This is a genomic window from Shewanella sp. 4t3-1-2LB (assembly GCF_017368415.1).
GTDB classification, from domain to species: domain Bacteria; phylum Pseudomonadota; class Gammaproteobacteria; order Enterobacterales; family Shewanellaceae; genus Shewanella; species Shewanella fodinae.
This window is the reverse complement of the sequence record NZ_JAFNJD010000025.1, coordinates 25,470-42,299: the sequence shown is the minus strand read 5'-3', so window position 1 is coordinate 42,299 and position 16,830 is coordinate 25,470. Positions and strand designations below refer to the sequence as shown.

Annotated in this window: 16 protein-coding genes and 1 other annotated feature; of the genes, 4 read left to right on the top strand and 12 right to left on the bottom strand. The window is 48.4% G+C overall.

What is annotated here, in order from left to right:
- Positions 1-5: 5 nt before the first annotated feature.
- Together thrB and thrA are read right to left on the bottom strand one after the other, a co-directional pair.
- Positions 6-965, bottom strand: a complete 960-nt coding sequence (thrB, locus tag J3L11_RS10675; RefSeq protein WP_133038072.1) for a homoserine kinase — start codon at positions 963-965, stop codon at positions 6-8.
- Positions 962-3,430 (bottom strand): bifunctional aspartate kinase/homoserine dehydrogenase I, encoded by a 2,469-nt coding sequence (thrA, locus tag J3L11_RS10670; protein WP_207570974.1) that lies wholly within the window; start codon positions 3,428-3,430, stop codon positions 962-964. The genes thrB and thrA overlap by 4 nt, the downstream gene beginning before the upstream one ends.
- Positions 3,431-3,952: 522 nt before the next feature.
- Here thrA and slyD point away from each other — a divergent pair.
- The gene (slyD, locus tag J3L11_RS10665; protein ID WP_133038070.1) at positions 3,953-4,579 is read left to right on the top strand and encodes a peptidylprolyl isomerase; all 627 of its coding nucleotides are present in this window, start codon (positions 3,953-3,955) and stop codon (positions 4,577-4,579) included.
- Positions 4,580-4,632: 53 nt separating this feature from the next.
- Here slyD and trpR read toward each other — a convergent pair whose 3' ends face one another.
- Complete coding sequence (gene trpR, locus J3L11_RS10660; protein ID WP_189617591.1) at positions 4,633-4,902, bottom strand: trp operon repressor; 270 nt, start codon at positions 4,900-4,902, stop codon at positions 4,633-4,635.
- A 166-nt stretch (positions 4,903-5,068) separates the two neighbouring features.
- Between trpR and J3L11_RS10655 the strand changes: the two genes are divergently transcribed.
- Positions 5,069-5,521, top strand: coding sequence for a cytochrome c (locus tag J3L11_RS10655; RefSeq protein WP_207570973.1), 453 nt, complete (start codon positions 5,069-5,071; stop codon positions 5,519-5,521).
- A 66-nt stretch (positions 5,522-5,587) separates the two neighbouring features.
- Here J3L11_RS10655 and J3L11_RS10650 read toward each other — a convergent pair whose 3' ends face one another.
- Positions 5,588-6,247, bottom strand: a complete 660-nt coding sequence (locus J3L11_RS10650; protein WP_242695191.1) for a cytochrome b/b6 domain-containing protein — start codon at positions 6,245-6,247, stop codon at positions 5,588-5,590.
- 344 nt (positions 6,248-6,591) lie between these two features.
- On the opposite strand from J3L11_RS10650, the gene raiA reads away from it, so the two are divergent.
- Positions 6,592-6,927, top strand: a complete 336-nt coding sequence (gene raiA, locus J3L11_RS10645; RefSeq protein ID WP_133038066.1) for a ribosome-associated translation inhibitor RaiA — start codon at positions 6,592-6,594, stop codon at positions 6,925-6,927.
- Positions 6,928-7,040: 113 nt separating this feature from the next.
- Positions 7,041-7,155: a sequence feature (Phe leader region), on the top strand.
- Between the two features lie 32 nt (positions 7,156-7,187).
- Positions 7,188-9,131, top strand: a complete 1,944-nt coding sequence (pheA, locus tag J3L11_RS10640) for a prephenate dehydratase (RefSeq protein ID WP_189617588.1) — start codon at positions 7,188-7,190, stop codon at positions 9,129-9,131.
- 76 nt (positions 9,132-9,207) lie between these two features.
- On the opposite strand, the gene J3L11_RS10635 is transcribed toward pheA, so the two are convergent.
- The 8 genes from J3L11_RS10635 to rimM all read right to left on the bottom strand — a co-directional run bounded on the left by J3L11_RS10635 (position 9,208) and on the right by rimM (position 16,818).
- On the bottom strand, positions 9,208-9,543 hold the full coding sequence (locus J3L11_RS10635) for a hypothetical protein (RefSeq protein WP_133038064.1): 336 nt from the start codon (positions 9,541-9,543) through the stop codon (positions 9,208-9,210).
- Between the two features lie 117 nt (positions 9,544-9,660).
- Positions 9,661-10,746 (bottom strand): hybrid-cluster NAD(P)-dependent oxidoreductase, encoded by a 1,086-nt coding sequence (locus tag J3L11_RS10630; protein ID WP_207570971.1) that lies wholly within the window; start codon positions 10,744-10,746, stop codon positions 9,661-9,663.
- Positions 10,747-10,799: 53 nt separating this feature from the next.
- Positions 10,800-12,458, bottom strand: a complete 1,659-nt coding sequence (gene hcp / locus J3L11_RS10625) for a hydroxylamine reductase (protein ID WP_207570970.1) — start codon at positions 12,456-12,458, stop codon at positions 10,800-10,802.
- Between the two features lie 233 nt (positions 12,459-12,691).
- Positions 12,692-13,831, bottom strand: coding sequence for a bifunctional chorismate mutase/prephenate dehydrogenase (gene tyrA / locus J3L11_RS10620; RefSeq protein ID WP_207570969.1), 1,140 nt, complete (start codon positions 13,829-13,831; stop codon positions 12,692-12,694).
- 13 nt (positions 13,832-13,844) lie between these two features.
- Positions 13,845-14,951 (bottom strand): 3-deoxy-7-phosphoheptulonate synthase, encoded by a 1,107-nt coding sequence (locus J3L11_RS10615; RefSeq protein ID WP_207570968.1) that lies wholly within the window; start codon positions 14,949-14,951, stop codon positions 13,845-13,847.
- A gap of 190 nt (positions 14,952-15,141) precedes the next feature.
- Positions 15,142-15,495: a 50S ribosomal protein L19 gene (rplS, locus tag J3L11_RS10610; protein WP_133038059.1), complete on the bottom strand. Its 354-nt coding sequence runs from the start codon at positions 15,493-15,495 to the stop codon at positions 15,142-15,144.
- Positions 15,496-15,533: 38 nt separating this feature from the next.
- Positions 15,534-16,271, bottom strand: coding sequence for a tRNA (guanosine(37)-N1)-methyltransferase TrmD (gene trmD, locus J3L11_RS10605; RefSeq protein WP_133038058.1), 738 nt, complete (start codon positions 16,269-16,271; stop codon positions 15,534-15,536).
- A gap of 16 nt (positions 16,272-16,287) precedes the next feature.
- A complete protein-coding gene (rimM, locus tag J3L11_RS10600; protein WP_207570967.1) occupies positions 16,288-16,818 on the bottom strand; it encodes a ribosome maturation factor RimM in 531 nt (176 codons plus the stop codon).
- Positions 16,819-16,830: the final 12 nt, after the last annotated feature.

Sequence of the window (16,830 nt, the reverse complement as noted above, 5' to 3'; positions counted from 1 at the left end):
CTTAATTAGTATTGACCTTGCGGCAATACTCTCGCCCCCAAGTTGTCCAAGCGACAGATGTGGCTAAAGCCCCCAGTCTCCGTCAAATAATGTTGCTCCAGCCAGTCTTTTGCTAACTCGGCGGTTGGCAGATCCCGGCAAATAGAAAAGAGCGTTGGTCCGCTGCCAGAGATGCCCGTGGTCATCATACCTAATTCCGCTAATGCTGCTCGCGCCTGTTCATAGCCAGGAATAGCAGGGGCGCGATAAGGTTCGGCCAGCACATCTTTAAGCACCGCAATCGCCAAAGCTTCATCCTGACGATAGCTGGCGTGCACAAACGCACTGAGATTGCGACCAAAATCGATGACCACAGGTCGTTCGTATTGCGTCGGCATGAGTGCCCGCATCTTAGCCGTTGAAAGTGAGATACCAGGATAAGCCACCACCCAATACCATTGTTCAAACGCTGGGATCGGCTCGCAGATCCGTTGTGGCAAATCCAGCATCAACTGCATTCCCCCCAAATAACATGGAGCCACATTATCATAGTGCACAGAACCACTGATGCGCCCTTCAAATTCGCCCATCAATGCCAGCAGTTGTTGTGGACTGCAGGGCTTTCCAAAGAACTCATTCAGTGCAAACAGCGCTGCTACCACGGAACTGGCACTGGAACCCAGACCGCTGCCGACGGGCAAGTTCTTACTCAGTATTAGTGAAACACCACCTTTAACGGCAAACCGCTGCAGAAAAAATTCAGCACACTGAAAAACGATATTCTGTTGCGGTGAATCGGGCAGTTTATGCGCCCAGACACCTTGTTGCTGCAGATGTACACCTGCATCAGCATGAGTAATGGTGACGGTATCACCTAGCAGACTACCGTCAATGGGCGCTAACGCGGCACCCAAGAGATCAAAACCAACGCCCACGTTTCCCATAGATGCCGGGGCATAAACGGTTAATGAATCTGGCAGACTCATAGATCCACCTCCCGAGTCCAGTTCAGCGTACGCAACAGGTCGGCAAACACCCCAGCGGCCGTCACCTCTGTGCCCGCCCCATAACCACGCAAAACAAAAGGAATAGGTTGATAATAACGACTGTAAAAAGCCAGTGCGTTTTCCCCCTCTTTCACCCGGAATAGTGGATCATGTTCGTCTACCGCACGGATCCCAACCCGGCAACCTTCAGCAGTAATTTCACCGACATAGCGCAGCACTTTTCCTTGCGCCTGCGCTGACGCAACGTTTGCCGCCATCCAAGCATCGGCCGCGGTCAGTCGCTGCATAAAATCTGCGACATCACCACTGCTGTCAAAATCTGGCGGCAACACTGACTCCACCACTATGTCTTTCATCTCTAAAGGCATTCCGGCCTCACGGGCTAAAATCAGCACCTTACGCGCAACATCCATCCCGTTCAGGTCTTCTCTGGGATCAGGCTCAGTAAAACATTTTTCACGGGCATGGGTGGTCGCTTCTGATAAGGTCATCCCCTCTTCCAATTTGCCGAAGATATAGGACAAAGAACCGGACAATATCCCTTTGAAATGCAGCAATTTATCCCCGGCAAACATCAGCTTTTTGAGGTTATCTATCACTGGCAAACCTGCGCCAACATTGGTTTCGTACAAAAATTGGCGCCGTTGGGCTAGCGCTGTCTGACGTAACTGCCGATAAAATGCCATGTCGCGGGTGTTAGCTTTCTTGTTGGGAGTAACCACATGGAAACCGGCCGCCATCACCTCTGGATACAGGGAAGCGATGTCATCAGAAGAAGTACAATCCACAAACACCGGCGTTAAGAGTCGTTGCTCTTTGGCCCATGACAACATTTTAGGCAAATCAAATAACTCACCCTGTTCGCTTAGCTGTAACTGCCATTGGGCTAATTCAATACCGCTCGCTTGTAACAACATTTGATTGGAGTTAGCAATACCACAGACCCTGATGCTGATATTTTGACTGCGTAACATCTGTTCCTGGTGAGCAATCTGCGCTAACAAGCCAGCACCGATATTGCCAGCCCCCACCAGAAATACGTCTAGATATTGCTGAACATCGAAGAATCCCTGATGACAGGCTTTGATCGCATGTGGCGTTTTACGTTGTTCAATTACCGCCGAGATGGAACGCTCAGAAGATCCTTGAGCGATGGCGATGATATTCACGCTTGCCTGGGCTAATGCCTGAAAAAACTTTGCCGCCACACCTTTGTGTGTGCGCATGCCATCGCCGATAAGTGACACGATTGCTAACTGGTGACGCATCACCAATGGTTCCAGCAATTCACTTTTAAGTTCCAGTTCAAATTCTTGTTCCAGCGCCCGCTTCACACGTTTGGCATCTACAGTTGGCACGCAGAAACTAATAGAGTACTCACTGGAACTCTGTGTTATCAGCGTCACGGAAACGCCGCTACGAGCAATCGAGGCCAAGATCCGAGAAGCCATCCCGACCATCCCTTTCATACCGGGTCCAGACACATCCACCATGGTCTGATTATCGAGGTTGGAAATGGCCTTTACCTGTAAACCCGTTTGATCTGGATGGCTGGACACTAAGGTTCCCGGCGCTGCCGGATTAAAACTATTCTTGATATAACAGGGGATTTGAAACTGAGCGATGGGGGAAATAGTGCGGGGATGTAGTACCTTGGCCCCAAAATAGGAAAGCTCCATCGCTTCCTGATAGCTCAATTGAGACAATAGTTTAGCATCAGGCACCACCCGCGGATCGGTATTATAGATGCCGTCGACATCGGTCCAGATCTCGCAGCTTGATGCATCGAGACACGCGGCCAGTACCGCCGCCGAGTAATCTGAACCGTTGCGCCCCAACGTCACCACTCTGCCCTGTTCATCTGCGGCAGTAAAACCTGGCATCACCCAAACACGTTTTTCATCAAGCCCTAACAAACGAAAGCGTGGCTTGCTGACCCCAATATCCACCGTTGATTCCATCGGCGTTCCGTGCGCAAGAAATAGTACTTTGGGATCCAAAAGCCCAGCACTCAGTCCTTTGGCTTCCATAACCTTGACCATGAGCGCCGCTGATAACTTTTCACCAGCCACAACAATGTCAGCACGGACGCCATCGGGACATTCACCCAGCAACATGATGCCCTGCAGTTTTTCAGACCAATAGGCCAATTGTGAGTCCAGTAACTGTTCTAGGGACTGCTGAGTTTTCGAGTTGTTTAACACGGCAAAAGCGGCACCGTAAAGACTGCGAAAAACCGCTTCAACGTTACCGAGTGCGGCAGCGACATCACCTTTTTCCAGGGCAGTATCCACCATTGCTAACAGCCCGTTGGTCACTGTGGCAGGTGCCGATAACACTGTCGCAACGCTTTCGTCCTTGGCTGCATCGGCAATAATACCAGCCGCCATATCAAACCGTTGCCAGTTTGCCAAAGATGTACCACCAAACTTCATCACCTTCATTGCCTATCTCCTGTAACCCGCCGCCCCAGAAACAAAAAACCCGCTCCTTTGATGGGAGCGGGCCTGATTTTTTACACTTCCTTAAGAATGTGTCAGCCCGCCCCCACACCGGTAATGGTGGTGGTTGTAATAATGGTGGTAATCACAACGCTGACGTACATCATAAGGATTCTGTGTTGAGTGTTAATTGAATGTGTAAATAAGTATGTCGCACAGAATTGCTTTTTTCCTTTGCCATTGTCAAGCGCTTTGTTGATATCTCCATCAACAAAGTTGTCATTCACTTAAAAGAACATCACTAAACGCACTACTTTACTAAATAATTATTAATGAGCAGATTTACACTGCCGCCACAACAATCGTTTTTGTTTCTCAAAAATACGTTCGCTATCCGATGATTCCTCGATAAGAAGAATGCCCTGAGTTCAAACTATGTGCAGCAGCTAGCATTCGCTAATAACAATGGTCGCCAGCTTGGCATTTCCACGTTATTATGCGCCGACACGATTAACGGGAGGCGATATGCAAATCACCCAAAACCATGCGGTAACCATTCACTACCGCTTGACTGACGCCAAAGGCCAACTGCTTGAGAGCTCCTTTGACGCCGATCCACTAGTTTATCTTCATGGCATGGGAAACCTGATCCCTGGTCTTGAAAAAGCGCTGGAAGGCAAAACTCAGGGCGAACAGCTTGAAGTCACAATCGATTGCGAAGATGCTTACGGTCCATACCATGATGGTCTGCGTCAGGAAGTTCCTTTAGAAGCCTTTGGTGATATTCAGGATATCGTTCCCGGTATGCGTTTTATTGCTGAGACAGAAATGGGCCAGCGTCCGGTACAAGTGACCGAAGTGCTGGAAAACTCCGTCATTGTTGATGGTAATCACCCACTTGCTGGCCAGTCGCTGACTTTTGCCGTAGAGGTTCTCGAAGTACGCGAAGCTACCGCAGAAGAGTTGGCTCACGGCCATATTCACGCTGGGGGCCACGACCATGAAGGTGGTTGCTGTGGTGGTCATGATCACGAAGGCGGTTGCTGTGGCGGTGAACACCAGCACGGCGATGGCTGTTGTGGTGGTCACGATCATAAAGAAGAAGGTTGTTGCGGTGGTGGTGGTAACGGTGGCTGTGGTTGCCACGGTTAAACCGCTAACTGCCAAAACAACAAGAGCCCTAATGGGCTCTTGTTGTTTTGCCTTCATAATATCAATTGCCTTATCTGCTGACGCAGCTCTTCCGGCATATTTTTCAGATAATTAGAACAACGTGTAATAGTGGCGATACTCACGCCATATTCTGCGGCAATCTGCCGTTGGCTCATCGTACCCGCCAGTAATAATTGAAACACTTTTAACCGCCCGGCAATTGCCTGACGCTCATCCTCGGTTAATAACAGTTCAAATAGGCAGTCCAATTGCTGAGGATTTTGCAGTACCAATCGCTGCACATCATGCCAAAGTGGTCGCATAAATTACGCTGTCTTCATGTAATGCTACGTGAAGACAGTATATCTTGTGGTGATACCAAAAAAAAGCGCCCTGCCATCGCTTTCAAGCATCAGTAACAGTTGACGCCTTAAGGTTTCCTCTGTTTACATATGTGACACAAATCACATAGTTAATAGGAAGGATTAGATGCGATTCAAAATGTTAGTGCTGGCAACAATAGCGAGTTCAGTTTTGGCTACCGCACAGGCTGGTGAATTTAAAAAACCTGAAGATGCGATTCATTATCGCCAAGCCGTATTTGAAGTCCTAGGCCACAATTTTGCTGATATCGGCGCCATGGTTAAGGGGAAAAAGCCTTTTGATAAAACCGCCGTAGTTTACCGTGCGGAAAACATCGCCGTGCTGGCTAAGTTACCCCTAGAAGGTTTTATCGACGGTACAGAGACTGGCCATACGGAAGCACGCGCCACACTGTGGAAAAATAAAACGGATTTTGAAAGTAAACTTAGTGATATGCAGCAAAACACACTAAAACTTCTTAGCGCTGCGAAGAGTGGTGATGAATCTAAGGTAAAACAGGCATTTGCCATGACGGCCAAAAGCTGCAAAGCCTGCCACGATGTTTATAAAAAGGACTGATAACATTCACCGATATGAACAACAGCAGTGTCTGCCCCCCGACGCTGCTGTTTTAGGGATGATAGGTCACCAAGAAGCTAGCAACGGTAGGATCAACCAGTAAGTAATAGGAACCGCTATTAGTAATAGCAGCAACCACCAACGCCAGCCAAGGCCAGGTTGTTCTGCTATCATCACACCATCAGGCAGCGTTTTATTACCACTGATCAAAGCACAAACCAATCGGTTGCCATAAAATTCATGCACCAATACCGCACTGATATGGACCGCAATCAATATCAAGAGCAGGTCAAAGTTACGCTTGTGCAACCAAGTAAAACCATGGGCAACTTCATCACTGACCAACGAATACAACGGCCCTTCAATAAAGATATCATCTGTCGCAAACATGCCACTGCCAAGCTGTAATACCAACAAACACATAAGCGCCAACACCATATAGCCTCCCAGCGGATTGTGACCTGCATGGTGTTGACGATATTGCTGTCGCCAGTACTTAACAACTGTTTGCGGTGACACAACAAAATGGCTGAAACGCGCAGGCAGACTACCGATGAATCCCCAAACAATCCTGACCGACAAATTTATCAGCAGCAGATAGGCGCATAGCTGATGCCATTGCATCTCGCCTTGTTCAGCGGTCCACCATAGCAACCCAAATAACAGCACAGTTAGCCAATGGAACACCCTCACAGGCAGATCCCACACCCGTACTTTTTGCGCCATATTCATCCTTAAAATCTATCCAATAAGTTTTATGTTTAGCTTTAATGCTAACCATAAAATATTCACCTAAGCTTAACTAAAGCAGACAGGGACTGACAAATTGATGTGATGTTGAACAATAACGGCAGGAAGTAAAAGCAGTAGTAGCGGGAGCTATTCAGTCAAATATGCCCAGTTACACCCTAGGATTCAAGCTTTTTAGTGCATCAGATGTAGATCTTGTATAAGGGATCAAACTTCTACAGCTAGGCTATTTTTGCCAAAACAATTGTTGATCAAGATCACATTTCAACTTGGCACAATTGGTAATCTGAAACCACGGAAATGAAAGAGGGTTAGACAATATGCTTAAAATTACCAGCAAAGAATTTAATGTCACCGATGCTATCCGCAACCGTATCGAAAGTCGGCTTGAAAAGCTTGATCGTTACGATGTGCAGTTAATTAACCCCCATGTCATCATCCTTACCGAAGGACCATTGTTTAAAATCGAAACCTCTATCAAATTGGGGAACGGCCAGTTATTTGCCCAGGCCAAGCACCAAAATCTCTACGCGGCCATCAACGCTATGGGGCAGAAACTGGAAAAGCAACTGAATCGACTGACACACAAACCCGCCAAACGCACCCTGTTAAATGGGGAACCGGCAGAAGAGTATGCCACTGAATACGCGGCCTAACGTGAGTCAGCGTTCAAGCGCCCCTTAGGGGGCGCTTTTTTATATTTGAAACAATGTGCAGATTTTTTCGTTGACAGGGTACGTCCTTCACTTTAGTTTTAAGCCTATGCACACAATAAAAGTATTCTTTTTCACTTTCTTTTTTACACCTCAGATCCGGAGGCGGTGTTAGCGTGTAACGATGACAGTGAAAAACACCAAGCCTCCCAAGCGGGAGGCTTTTTCGTCTTTAGCCGTGACGACCAAGTACAGAGGTTGGAATGAAAAAAACGCCGCAACTTAACCACATCCGCGAACAAATCACCAGCGTAGACAAATCGCTGCTAGAACTGCTGTCGAAACGGCGTCAACTCAGCTTAGAAGTGGCTCGCAGTAAAGAAGTCGATGTTCGCCCAATCCGCGATACGCAACGCGAAAAAGAGCTACTGTCTCGATTAGTTAAGCTGGGACGTGAGCAAGGATTGGATGCGCATTATGTGCTCAGCCTGTATCAGACCATCATTGAAGACTCAGTGCTGAACCAGCAAGCCTACCTGCAATTACGTGCAGATCAGGACGGCCGCAAGCCAAGCTACACCATCGCGTATTTAGGGGCGCGCGGTTCATACTCCTTTCTGGCAGCTCACCGCTATTGTGAGCGACGAGAGATGGAGATGCAGGATATGGGCTGTCACAGCTTCGACGAAATCGCCCAAGCGGTAGAGTCCGGTCATGCCGATTATGGTTTTCTACCGATTGAAAACACCTCATCAGGCTCGATCAATGAAGTATACGATCTGCTGCAGCACACTAATCTGTCGATTGTTGGCGAAACAACTATCGACGTTAGCCACTGTCTGCTGGCAAAGCCTGGAACCACCAGTGAACAAATCTCCGCCATTTATGCCCATCCACAACCCATAAGCCAGTGCAGTCGCTATCTGGCTCATCATCCTCAAATAAAGCTGCACTATTGTGCTAGCAGCGCCGAAGCGATGGAGTTGGTCAGCCAAGGTGATCATACGATGGCCGCCATTGGCAGTGCTGAAGGTGGCGCGCTGTACCAGCTGGAGCCGTTAGAGCGACATTTGGCAAACCAGAAAGTCAACCAGAGTCGTTTCATCGTCGTGGCACGTAAAACCGTGGTTGTGCCAGAGCAACTTCCTGCCAAAACGACATTGATCATGGCCACGGCGCAAAAGCCAGGAGCGCTGGTAGAAGCCCTTTTAGTATTAAAAGCGCACAATCTCAATATGAGCAAGCTGGAGTCTCGGCCTATTCCCGGCACGCCATGGGAGGAAATGTTTTATCTTGATATTGACGGCAATATCAGTCATACCGATGTGCAACAAGCATTACATGAGTTGGAGCGCATTACCCGCTTCATCAAAGTACTAGGATGTTACGCTTCAGAAAATGTAAAACCTACCCGACTGGAAAACAGCCAGTTGATGATAGAGCCCAACAGTTCTAGGCAAGAACAAGAAGCAGTCACCGAATGTGACAGTGCCCGTTACTCCCGTGAATTCAAAACCAACGTGACAGAAGTGCTCAGTGGTGAACTGCATTTGGGCAATGGCAGTTTGACCGCCATGACCGCCATCAACGCGGAGGATTTGTTGCCAAGTGTGGGACAACAAGCGCTGGCCCTGCGCGAAGCTGGGTTCCAGGCCGTCCTTATTAATCGTCTTGAGCAAGTAACTCCAGATGCATTAGTGCAACTCAAACAGCAACTTAATCATGCCGGGTTACAATGTATTCTCAGTGTATTACAACCAGCAGATTTAGCAGTATTACAACCCCATGCCGATATGTTGTTGCTCACGGGTAAACAGATGTTCAATAAAGCGCTGCTAAGCCAGATGGGAGCGTTGCATATACCGGTAATTCTTGAGCGCAATACCATGGCGAGTGAGCAAGACTGGCTGACGGCCGCAGACCTACTACTTTCTTGCGGAAATCAGCAATTAGTGCTGTGTGAAGCGGGAATTCGTAGCTTTAGTAATCCCGAGGAGTTAACACTCGATCTTGCCTCGTTGGTCAACATAAAAGCGCACAGTCATCTGCCGATATTGGTTAATCTCTGCTACATCAAACCGCAGCAGCGAGCACAACTCGCTTGTGCAGCCAACCACTTACAAACCGATGGCATAGTGCTGCCCGTAACAGATCTGGCAGCACAAAGACTGTTATTAACCCAACTCTATCAACAGCGTTGCAGTTAGCCTGATGTCGACACAATAAAGCCCTGAAAATCAGGGCTTCACTTTATAATATACGCGTAAAATTTAGTTGATAGGTTCACATGGACACACCGTCCGTCAGGTTCAGCCATCCTTTAAAGATCCGGTAGCTGAACCAGATAACACCTAACGCAAAAAAGCTCAGGCTTAACCACAACGCATTGCTCCAATAACCCAACACCATCAGAGACAACAGCCCGAAAATACTATGGCGCTGCCAGCGCAAGTGACTCCCTAGCAATGATGTTGACGCAATATGTCGTTGACTGAAATTAATCAGCAAACTCAATACTACAGGCAACAGAAACAGCGGGAACGCGCACATCAGTCCGTATAGTAGATGTCCGAGGCTGCGATCTTCAGCGAGTATCAATTGCGAGGGGGATCCGGTCATCGTTTTCTCCAGCTAACATCTGTGAAGAGAGGGCCTGCAGTAGCCCGTAACTTAACCATACTTTGTGATCTCAGATTGTGCAATGCTCCCGTGTCAAATCTTGTACTTGTCGGTGGTTCACAAGACTAATTTAACATCAGATAGCGGTCGGCTAGAGCAAGCCAGCACCATCCCGGCAGCAATTTCTTCCGCCGTCAGCGTCTGTTGGCTGCTAGAAGTCACCTCGCCTTCCGCTACTCGACATTTGCAAGCACCGCATACGCCGCTGCGACAAGCCGCAATGATAGGTAGCTTCATCGCCTCGATCCCTTCCAGCAACGTTTGCTCCGCCCGCAACTGTGTTGACTGCTCTGCCACACGCAGAGAGTAGAAGGCATTGGTGGCGGTATTGTTGGGATGCGTCGCCATCACCATACCGAAACTTTCCTGATGGTAGTGGTCCATATCAAACCCAAGCGACTCAAATAGTTTTTTGCAAGCAACCATAAAACGTTCAGGGCCACAGACATAGACTGTGCGTTCATAAAAATCCGGTGCTAATTGGCGCAGTACAGATTCATCTAGATAGCCCTGGTAGCAGCGAGCGGCTGCCAATAATCTGGAAGGTGCCTCATGTTGCAGCAATAAGCCGAGTGCGAAACCGTTATGATGGTTGGCCATTGCCTGTAAGCTGTCACGGTAGATCACATCTTGCTGCGTTTTTGCACTGTGAATAAAGCAGATATCGGCCTCTGGCCCAAGCGTATCAGTGAGATAACGGCTCATGGAATACATAGGGGTAATGCCACAACCCGCGCTGAGAAACAGATAGCGCGCTGCCGGAATATCTATCAGATTGAACTCACCAAAGGGCCCCATAGCGAGCAGACTGTGGCCGGGTTGTAAGTTATCCAGCAAGTAGTTAGAAACCTTACCGCCGCTAACCCGTTTAATAGTCACCATCAATGAATGCGGCCGCGAAGGTGATGACGATATCGTGTATGAACGATGCAATATCTCACCCCCAATCTCCAATTGGAAAGTGATAAATTGTCCGGGTTTGAAGCGAAACTTCAGCGGTTCTGCTGCCCGGAAACGGAAGCTCATGACGTCTGAGGTTTCCATCCAACGTGCAGTACAAATTAACCGGAGCGGCTCTGCCTGCCAGTCTTTAGCCATAAAATGCGCAGTTGCAGCATTAAGCGCCTGTGCAGAAATAGTCATCTGACTCCTCCTCTAAAAAACGGGCGCAGCTCATTGCCACGCCCATACTTCAATCAGGCAGCGCCCAGAATACTGTCGAGGTCTTCCGCGACGGTACTGACATTACGCAGACCAAATTTCTCTTCGAGGATGTTCAGCAGATTCGGTGTTAAAAATGCCGGAGGCGTTGGCCCAGTACGAATATTTTTTACGCCTAAGGAGAGCAGCGTCAGCAGAATGACAATAGCTTTTTGCTCAAACCAAGATAACACCAGACTCAACGGCAATTCATTCACGCTGCACTCAAACACTTCAGACAATGCTAGCGCCAATTGAATGGCCGAATAGGCATCGTTACACTGACCGATATCTAACAGCCGTGGGATACCATTGATATCACCAAACTCCAGCTTGTTAAACTTATACTTACCGCAGCCTAAAGTGAGGATCACGCTATCTTTCGGGGCCGCCTTGGCAAAGTCGGTAAAGTAACTGCGTTCAGCCTTGTCACCGTCACAGCCTCCCACTAGGAAGAAATGACGAATACTGCCATTTTTCACGTTTTCCACCACGGCAGGTGCGGCATTCATCAAAGCGTTACGGGCGAAGCCTATGGTGATCAGATGGGGGATTTCATCATATTTAAAGCCTTCCAGCGCCAACGCCTTATCAATAACTGGGCTGAAATCATCACCTTCCAGATGACACACGCCAGGCCAGCCAACAATACTGCGAGTGAAGATCCGGTCAGCATAATGGCCAACATTAGGATTAATGATGCAATTTGAGGTCATCACAACGGCGCCAGGGAAGTTAGCAAACTCTTGCTGCTGGTTTTGCCAGGCGCTGCCATAATTACCGACGAGGTGCGGGTATTTCTTTAACTGCGGATATGCCAATGCTGGCAGCATCTCACCGTGAGTATAAACATTGATGCCTTTATCCTGGGTCTGTTGCAGAATAAGTTCCAAGTCTTTCATATCGTGCCCAGAAACCAGTATTGCTTTACCTTTCACAGGTTTGGTATTCACCTGAGTCGGCTCTGGATGACCAAATGCGGCAGTTTCGCCGCTATCCAGCATGGCCATCACTTGATAGTTAAGCTGACCAATGTCCATGGCAGTGCTGAATAACTTGTCGGCATCTTCACTATCGGTTGCTAAAAAACCCATGATTTCGTGGAATTTTCCAGCAACGTCGCTACTGGTTTGTCCCAGCACGCGCGCATGTTCCATATACGCTGCAGCGCCTTTAAGGCCGTACAGGCATAGCAAACGCAACCCTAAAATATCTTCATTTACCTCTCCACGATTAGGCAGCGCCTGCTTGGCTTGTGCCAGTAACTCGGGTTTGGTTGTTGCCAACAATAGCGTGGCGGCCGCAGGAAAGGTCTCTACCGCGATGCCGTTTTCGCTACAGAGTGATTGATATTGCGCTTGTAAACGCTCACGCAATGTCGCTGCGGTGCGCGCATATTCCACAATACGTTCATCATCAAAATTTACATTGGTCAACGTGGAGAAAAAGGCTTTCGGTACAAAGGTATCCACTTCCGTATCGATAATGCCAAATGGCCTTAAACGCGCGGCATAAAGGGAAACGCCTTGCAGCATATAGATCAATAAATCTTGTAAATCTGAAGTTGAGGCCAGCTTGCCACACATGCCCTGAGAATAACTGCAGCCGTTGCCTGCTGGGGTTCTGATAGTCTGCTCACACTGAATACAAAACACGGTTGGTCTCCTTTTTATCATGCATTTATTTTGCATGTTTTAGCTTAGTGTACAGAATTCAGTCTCTAGGCCAACATCAGGTGTGCAAAAGAGAGAGGCTGATCACTTTACTTTTTCAGTAGTAACGAGGGAATAGAGCATTAATAAATTGAAATTAAATAGAAAAATGTCCTTAATATCGAAATATTAAGGACAACTAAATAACCAGGAAGGTTAGAACAAGGAATAATTGTTTAGTGGCTCTTCATATCGTTTACGGATTGCAGCATTGCGCGACTTTCATGCTGGAACTGTGGTGCCAAGTCACCAAACCATTGCGCAACCTCGCGGAAACGTCGAATGAATTCATCACGGTTGCCGGACTCCAGTACCGTTAACGCCTCGGCATAATTTGCCAGATAATCCGAGATGGCTTTGAGGCTGTCTTTTTGCGCAAAAATAATGTCGGCATATAGCTCAGGACTTTGGGCAAACAAGCGCCCAACCATTGCCAATTCCAGCCGATAAATAGGCGAACTGAATTGCAACAAACTTTGCATATCTGCCTGTTCCCGACACAGATTGAGGCCATATACAAAAGTGGAGAAATGGCGCATTGCCTGTACCAGTTGCATCGCTTTGTCGTGTTTTATCGCTTCAGCTTCAACCAGTCTGGCGCCCCAGATTTTTATCTGTTCCAGTAACCAGTCATAGGCCTGCGCTTGCCGACCATGGCACACTACTACCACCTGTTTGGCAAAACTCCCCACATCTGGACCAAACATGGGATGCAATCCCACCACTGGTCCCTGATGCGTCTCTAGCATTGCCGTCATGGGTGCGGTTTTGATAGATGTCAAATCCGCTAGGATACAGCCAGTGGGCAGTTGAGTCAGCTTATCGCGAATAAGCTCGCAGGTGACAGCAATTGGCACGGTGACCAACACCAGTCCAGCACCCTCAAACATGGCGCTAGCCCGCTGCCAATCGTCTTTATCTAACAGATGCACTTCATAGCCAGATAAACTGAACATTTGGGCAAACAGTTGCCCTAACTGCCCTTTACCACCCACAATGACAATTTTGCCCAGATCTTCTTTAACTTGCTTAAATCCAACGTCTTTTTCATTGAGATAGGATTCGCGCATCAAACGCCGCAGCACATCTTCAATCAGTTGCGGTTGGATCCCCATGGTTTCGGCTTCTGCCCGACGTTTAGCCAGCATAGCGGCCTCACGCTCCGGGGCATATATTGGCAAGCCAGCACTGTGCTTAACGGCCCCCACCTGCGCCACCAAATCCAGCCGCTTCCGTAGCAACAACAACAGCTGTTGATCCACACCATCAATCAGATCCCGGAGTTTTTCTAACTCGGTGGTGGTCTTTTCGTTCATATCAAATCTTCCATCAGGCATTGGCAGCTCTGAGCATATCAAATCGACCCGGCAGGATCGAAGCGAGTTGCTCCGCTCCCTGACGTAACAGAGACTCAGTTGCCACCCAGTCGATGCAGGCATCGGTAACTGAAACACCGTATTGCAGTTCAGCCAATGGCTTATCACATTTCTGATTACCTTCAAACAGATGGCTTTCTAACATGACGCCGATAATGGATTTATTGCCGTCAGTGATTTGTTGGAAAATCTCTCGGCATACTAACGGTTGCCGTCGATGATCTTTGCTGGAATTACCGTGACTGCAATCGATGATTAAGCGCGCGGTCAACCCCGCTTTATGCAGTGCTTCGGCACTCTGGGCGACACTGTCGGCATCATAATTGGGATGAGCCCCCCCGCGGAGGATCACGTGTCCATCGGGATTGCCGCGAGTTTGCAGCAATGCCACCTGCCCTTGCTGGTTAATGCCCATGAAACGGTGCTTGCTTGCGGCTGATTTGAGCGCATTTATGGCAACATCCAGATTACCGTCAGTGCCGTTCTTGAAGCCAACCGGCATAGACAAACCTGACGCCATTTCACGATGGGTCTGTGACTCGGTGGTACGCGCGCCAATCGCTGACCAGCTAATAAGCTCGGAAATGTACTGTGGACTGATAGGGTCCAACGCTTCGGTTGCTACCGGCAGTTCCAGTTCAGCTAGAAACAACATCAGTTCGCGGGCTTGGCGCAGACCTTTCTCCAAATCAAAAGATTCGTCCATGTCTGGGTCATTGATCATGCCTTTCCAACCCACGGTAGTGCGCGGTTTTTCGAAGTACACCCGCATTAAAATGTAAAACTGATCCTGAAGTTCATCACTGAGTTTTTTTAACTTTAGCGCATATTCTTTAGCAGCCGCCAAATCGTGAATAGAACAAGGACCGGCAATGACCAACAAGCGGCTATCTCGTTTGTGAATAATGTCAGCAACAGTTTTGCGGGCGTTGAGAATAAACTGATGCCCCTTTTCGGGAAGTGGTAATTCTTGTTTCAATTGCTCGGGGGTAAACAATACTTTTTCAGCATGGATCCGCACATTTTCCAGCGGATTGATGGGTACTAATTGCTCTGACACTTACTTCACCTGCATTAAATGGATAACCAAGATTATTGTACCGATGTAATGTTACACCATTACGATAGATAGCAGTCTGCCCCTATTTCAATGAGGGATCAAGCTTTGTTTTTAATTTTTACAGACAAACAAAAACCCGCCATATAGGCGGGCTTCTGTGCGAACACTTGCGTTATCTAAAGTAACTGGCTTATTTAGTCGCCAGTTTTTCACGGATACGTGCAGCTTTACCTGACAGATCACGCAGGTAGTACAGCTTAGCACGACGCACGCGACCACGGCGTTTAACTTCGATGCTGGCAACCAGAGGGCTGTGAGTCTGGAACACACGTTCAACGCCTTCACCGTTAGAGATCTTACGTACAGTGAACGCTGAGTGCAGGCCACGGTTACGCTTAGCGATAACCACACCTTCGAACGCCTGCAGACGTTCTTTGTCACCTTCTTTAACACGTACCTGCACGACAACGGTGTCACCGGCGCCAAAGGCTGGTACGTCTTGTTTCATTTGCTCATCGTTGAGCATTTTGATGATTTTGTTCATTTGTATCTCCGTTCTAGAATTAACTGAGCTTGACCGCACTAATCCATTGGCTCAACGAACTGTGCTAACAGAGTCTTTTGTTCGTCAGTCAGAGCTAGAGTTTCAAACAATTCCGGCCTTCGCTTAAGAGTTCTAATAAGACTCTGCTGCAAACGCCAGCGTCTAATTTGTTCGTGGTTGCCACTGAGCAACACTGCCGGAACTTCATAACCGTTGAGCACTTCCGGCCGGGTGAAATGAGGACAGTCGAGCAATCCGTCAGAGAAGGAATCCTGCTCTGCCGAGGCTTGTTTTCCCAGCACGCCGGGGACTAGCCTTGAAACCGCATCGATTAAGGTCATGGCTGGTAACTCCCCGCCCGAAAGCACGTAATCACCCACCGACCACTCCTCATCGACTTCTGTCTTAATGATGCGCTCATCGATACCTTCGTAGCGACCACACACCAAAATCAACTTAGAAGCCTGTGCCAGCTCAGCCACGCCTTGCTGTGTCAGCTTGCGCCCCTGAGGTGACAAATAAATCACCTTAGCACCTTCGCCCGCCGCTGCCTTGGCAGCATCAATAGCTTCGCGAAGCGGCTGTACCATCATCAACATCCCCGGACCACCGCCATAAGGCCGATCGTCTACAGTGTTGTGGCGGTCATACGTAAAATCACGGGGATTCCACGTGTTAAGTTCCAACAGGCCATTTCTAACGGCCCGACCCGTAACACCAAAATCGGTTACTGCTCGAAACATCTCCGGGAACAGGGTGATAACCCCTAACCACATAAGCTGTTTCCTCGATTTAAAAGTCCGGATCCCAATCCACGATTATCTGTTTTGCCGTCATGTCCACCTGTTTGATGAACTGGTCGGTGACAAAGGGGACCATACGTTCCTCTTTGCCAAAGGCATCTTTGGCGTTAGCTTTGATCAACAAAACATCGTTGGATCCTGTTTCCACGATCTGATCAACTATGCCCATGTTGTAGCCTTGGGTGTTTATGACTTCACAACCAATAAGATCACGCCAATAGAACTCATCTTCCGGCAGCGATTTCATCTGTTGAGGCAGGATGCCAATGTCACAATTAGTGAGCATCTGCGCCTGCTCGCGGGTCTCCACACCATCCAGTAATGCAATTACTGTATTGCCATGAAAACGCCAGCGGTCAATCTTCACCTCACGCCATTCGCCCTGTTGCTGGATCAGCCAGGGAGAATACTCAAAAATACCTTCAACAGCGTCGGTATAGGCGGTGATTCTCAGCCAACCTTTTACACCATAACTGGCGCCAATTTTGCCCAGCACTATAGGTTCGGGGTTACTGCTCATCAATCTATACCT

Bases quoted from the DNA above. Each gene is read 5' to 3' on its own strand.
- thrB (WP_133038072.1), bottom strand. From the start codon at position 965: ATGAGTCTGCCAGATTCATTAACCGTTTATGCCCCGGCATCTATGGGA.
- thrA (WP_207570974.1), bottom strand. From the start codon at position 3,430: ATGAAGGTGATGAAGTTTGGTGGTACATCTTTGGCAAACTGGCAACGG.
- slyD (WP_133038070.1), top strand. From the start codon at position 3,953: ATGCAAATCACCCAAAACCATGCGGTAACCATTCACTACCGCTTGACT.
- trpR (WP_189617591.1), bottom strand. From the start codon at position 4,902: ATGCGACCACTTTGGCATGATGTGCAGCGATTGGTACTGCAAAATCCT.
- J3L11_RS10655 (WP_207570973.1), top strand. From the start codon at position 5,069: ATGCGATTCAAAATGTTAGTGCTGGCAACAATAGCGAGTTCAGTTTTG.
- J3L11_RS10650 (WP_242695191.1), bottom strand. From the start codon at position 6,247: ATGGCGCAAAAAGTACGGGTGTGGGATCTGCCTGTGAGGGTGTTCCAT.
- raiA (WP_133038066.1), top strand. From the start codon at position 6,592: ATGCTTAAAATTACCAGCAAAGAATTTAATGTCACCGATGCTATCCGC.
- pheA (WP_189617588.1), top strand. From the start codon at position 7,188: ATGAAAAAAACGCCGCAACTTAACCACATCCGCGAACAAATCACCAGC.
- J3L11_RS10635 (WP_133038064.1), bottom strand. From the start codon at position 9,543: ATGACCGGATCCCCCTCGCAATTGATACTCGCTGAAGATCGCAGCCTC.
- J3L11_RS10630 (WP_207570971.1), bottom strand. From the start codon at position 10,746: ATGACTATTTCTGCACAGGCGCTTAATGCTGCAACTGCGCATTTTATG.
- tyrA (WP_207570969.1), bottom strand. From the start codon at position 13,831: ATGAACGAAAAGACCACCACCGAGTTAGAAAAACTCCGGGATCTGATT.
- rplS (WP_133038059.1), bottom strand. From the start codon at position 15,495: ATGAACAAAATCATCAAAATGCTCAACGATGAGCAAATGAAACAAGAC.
- trmD (WP_133038058.1), bottom strand. From the start codon at position 16,271: ATGTGGTTAGGGGTTATCACCCTGTTCCCGGAGATGTTTCGAGCAGTA.
- rimM (WP_207570967.1), bottom strand. From the start codon at position 16,818: ATGAGCAGTAACCCCGAACCTATAGTGCTGGGCAAAATTGGCGCCAGT.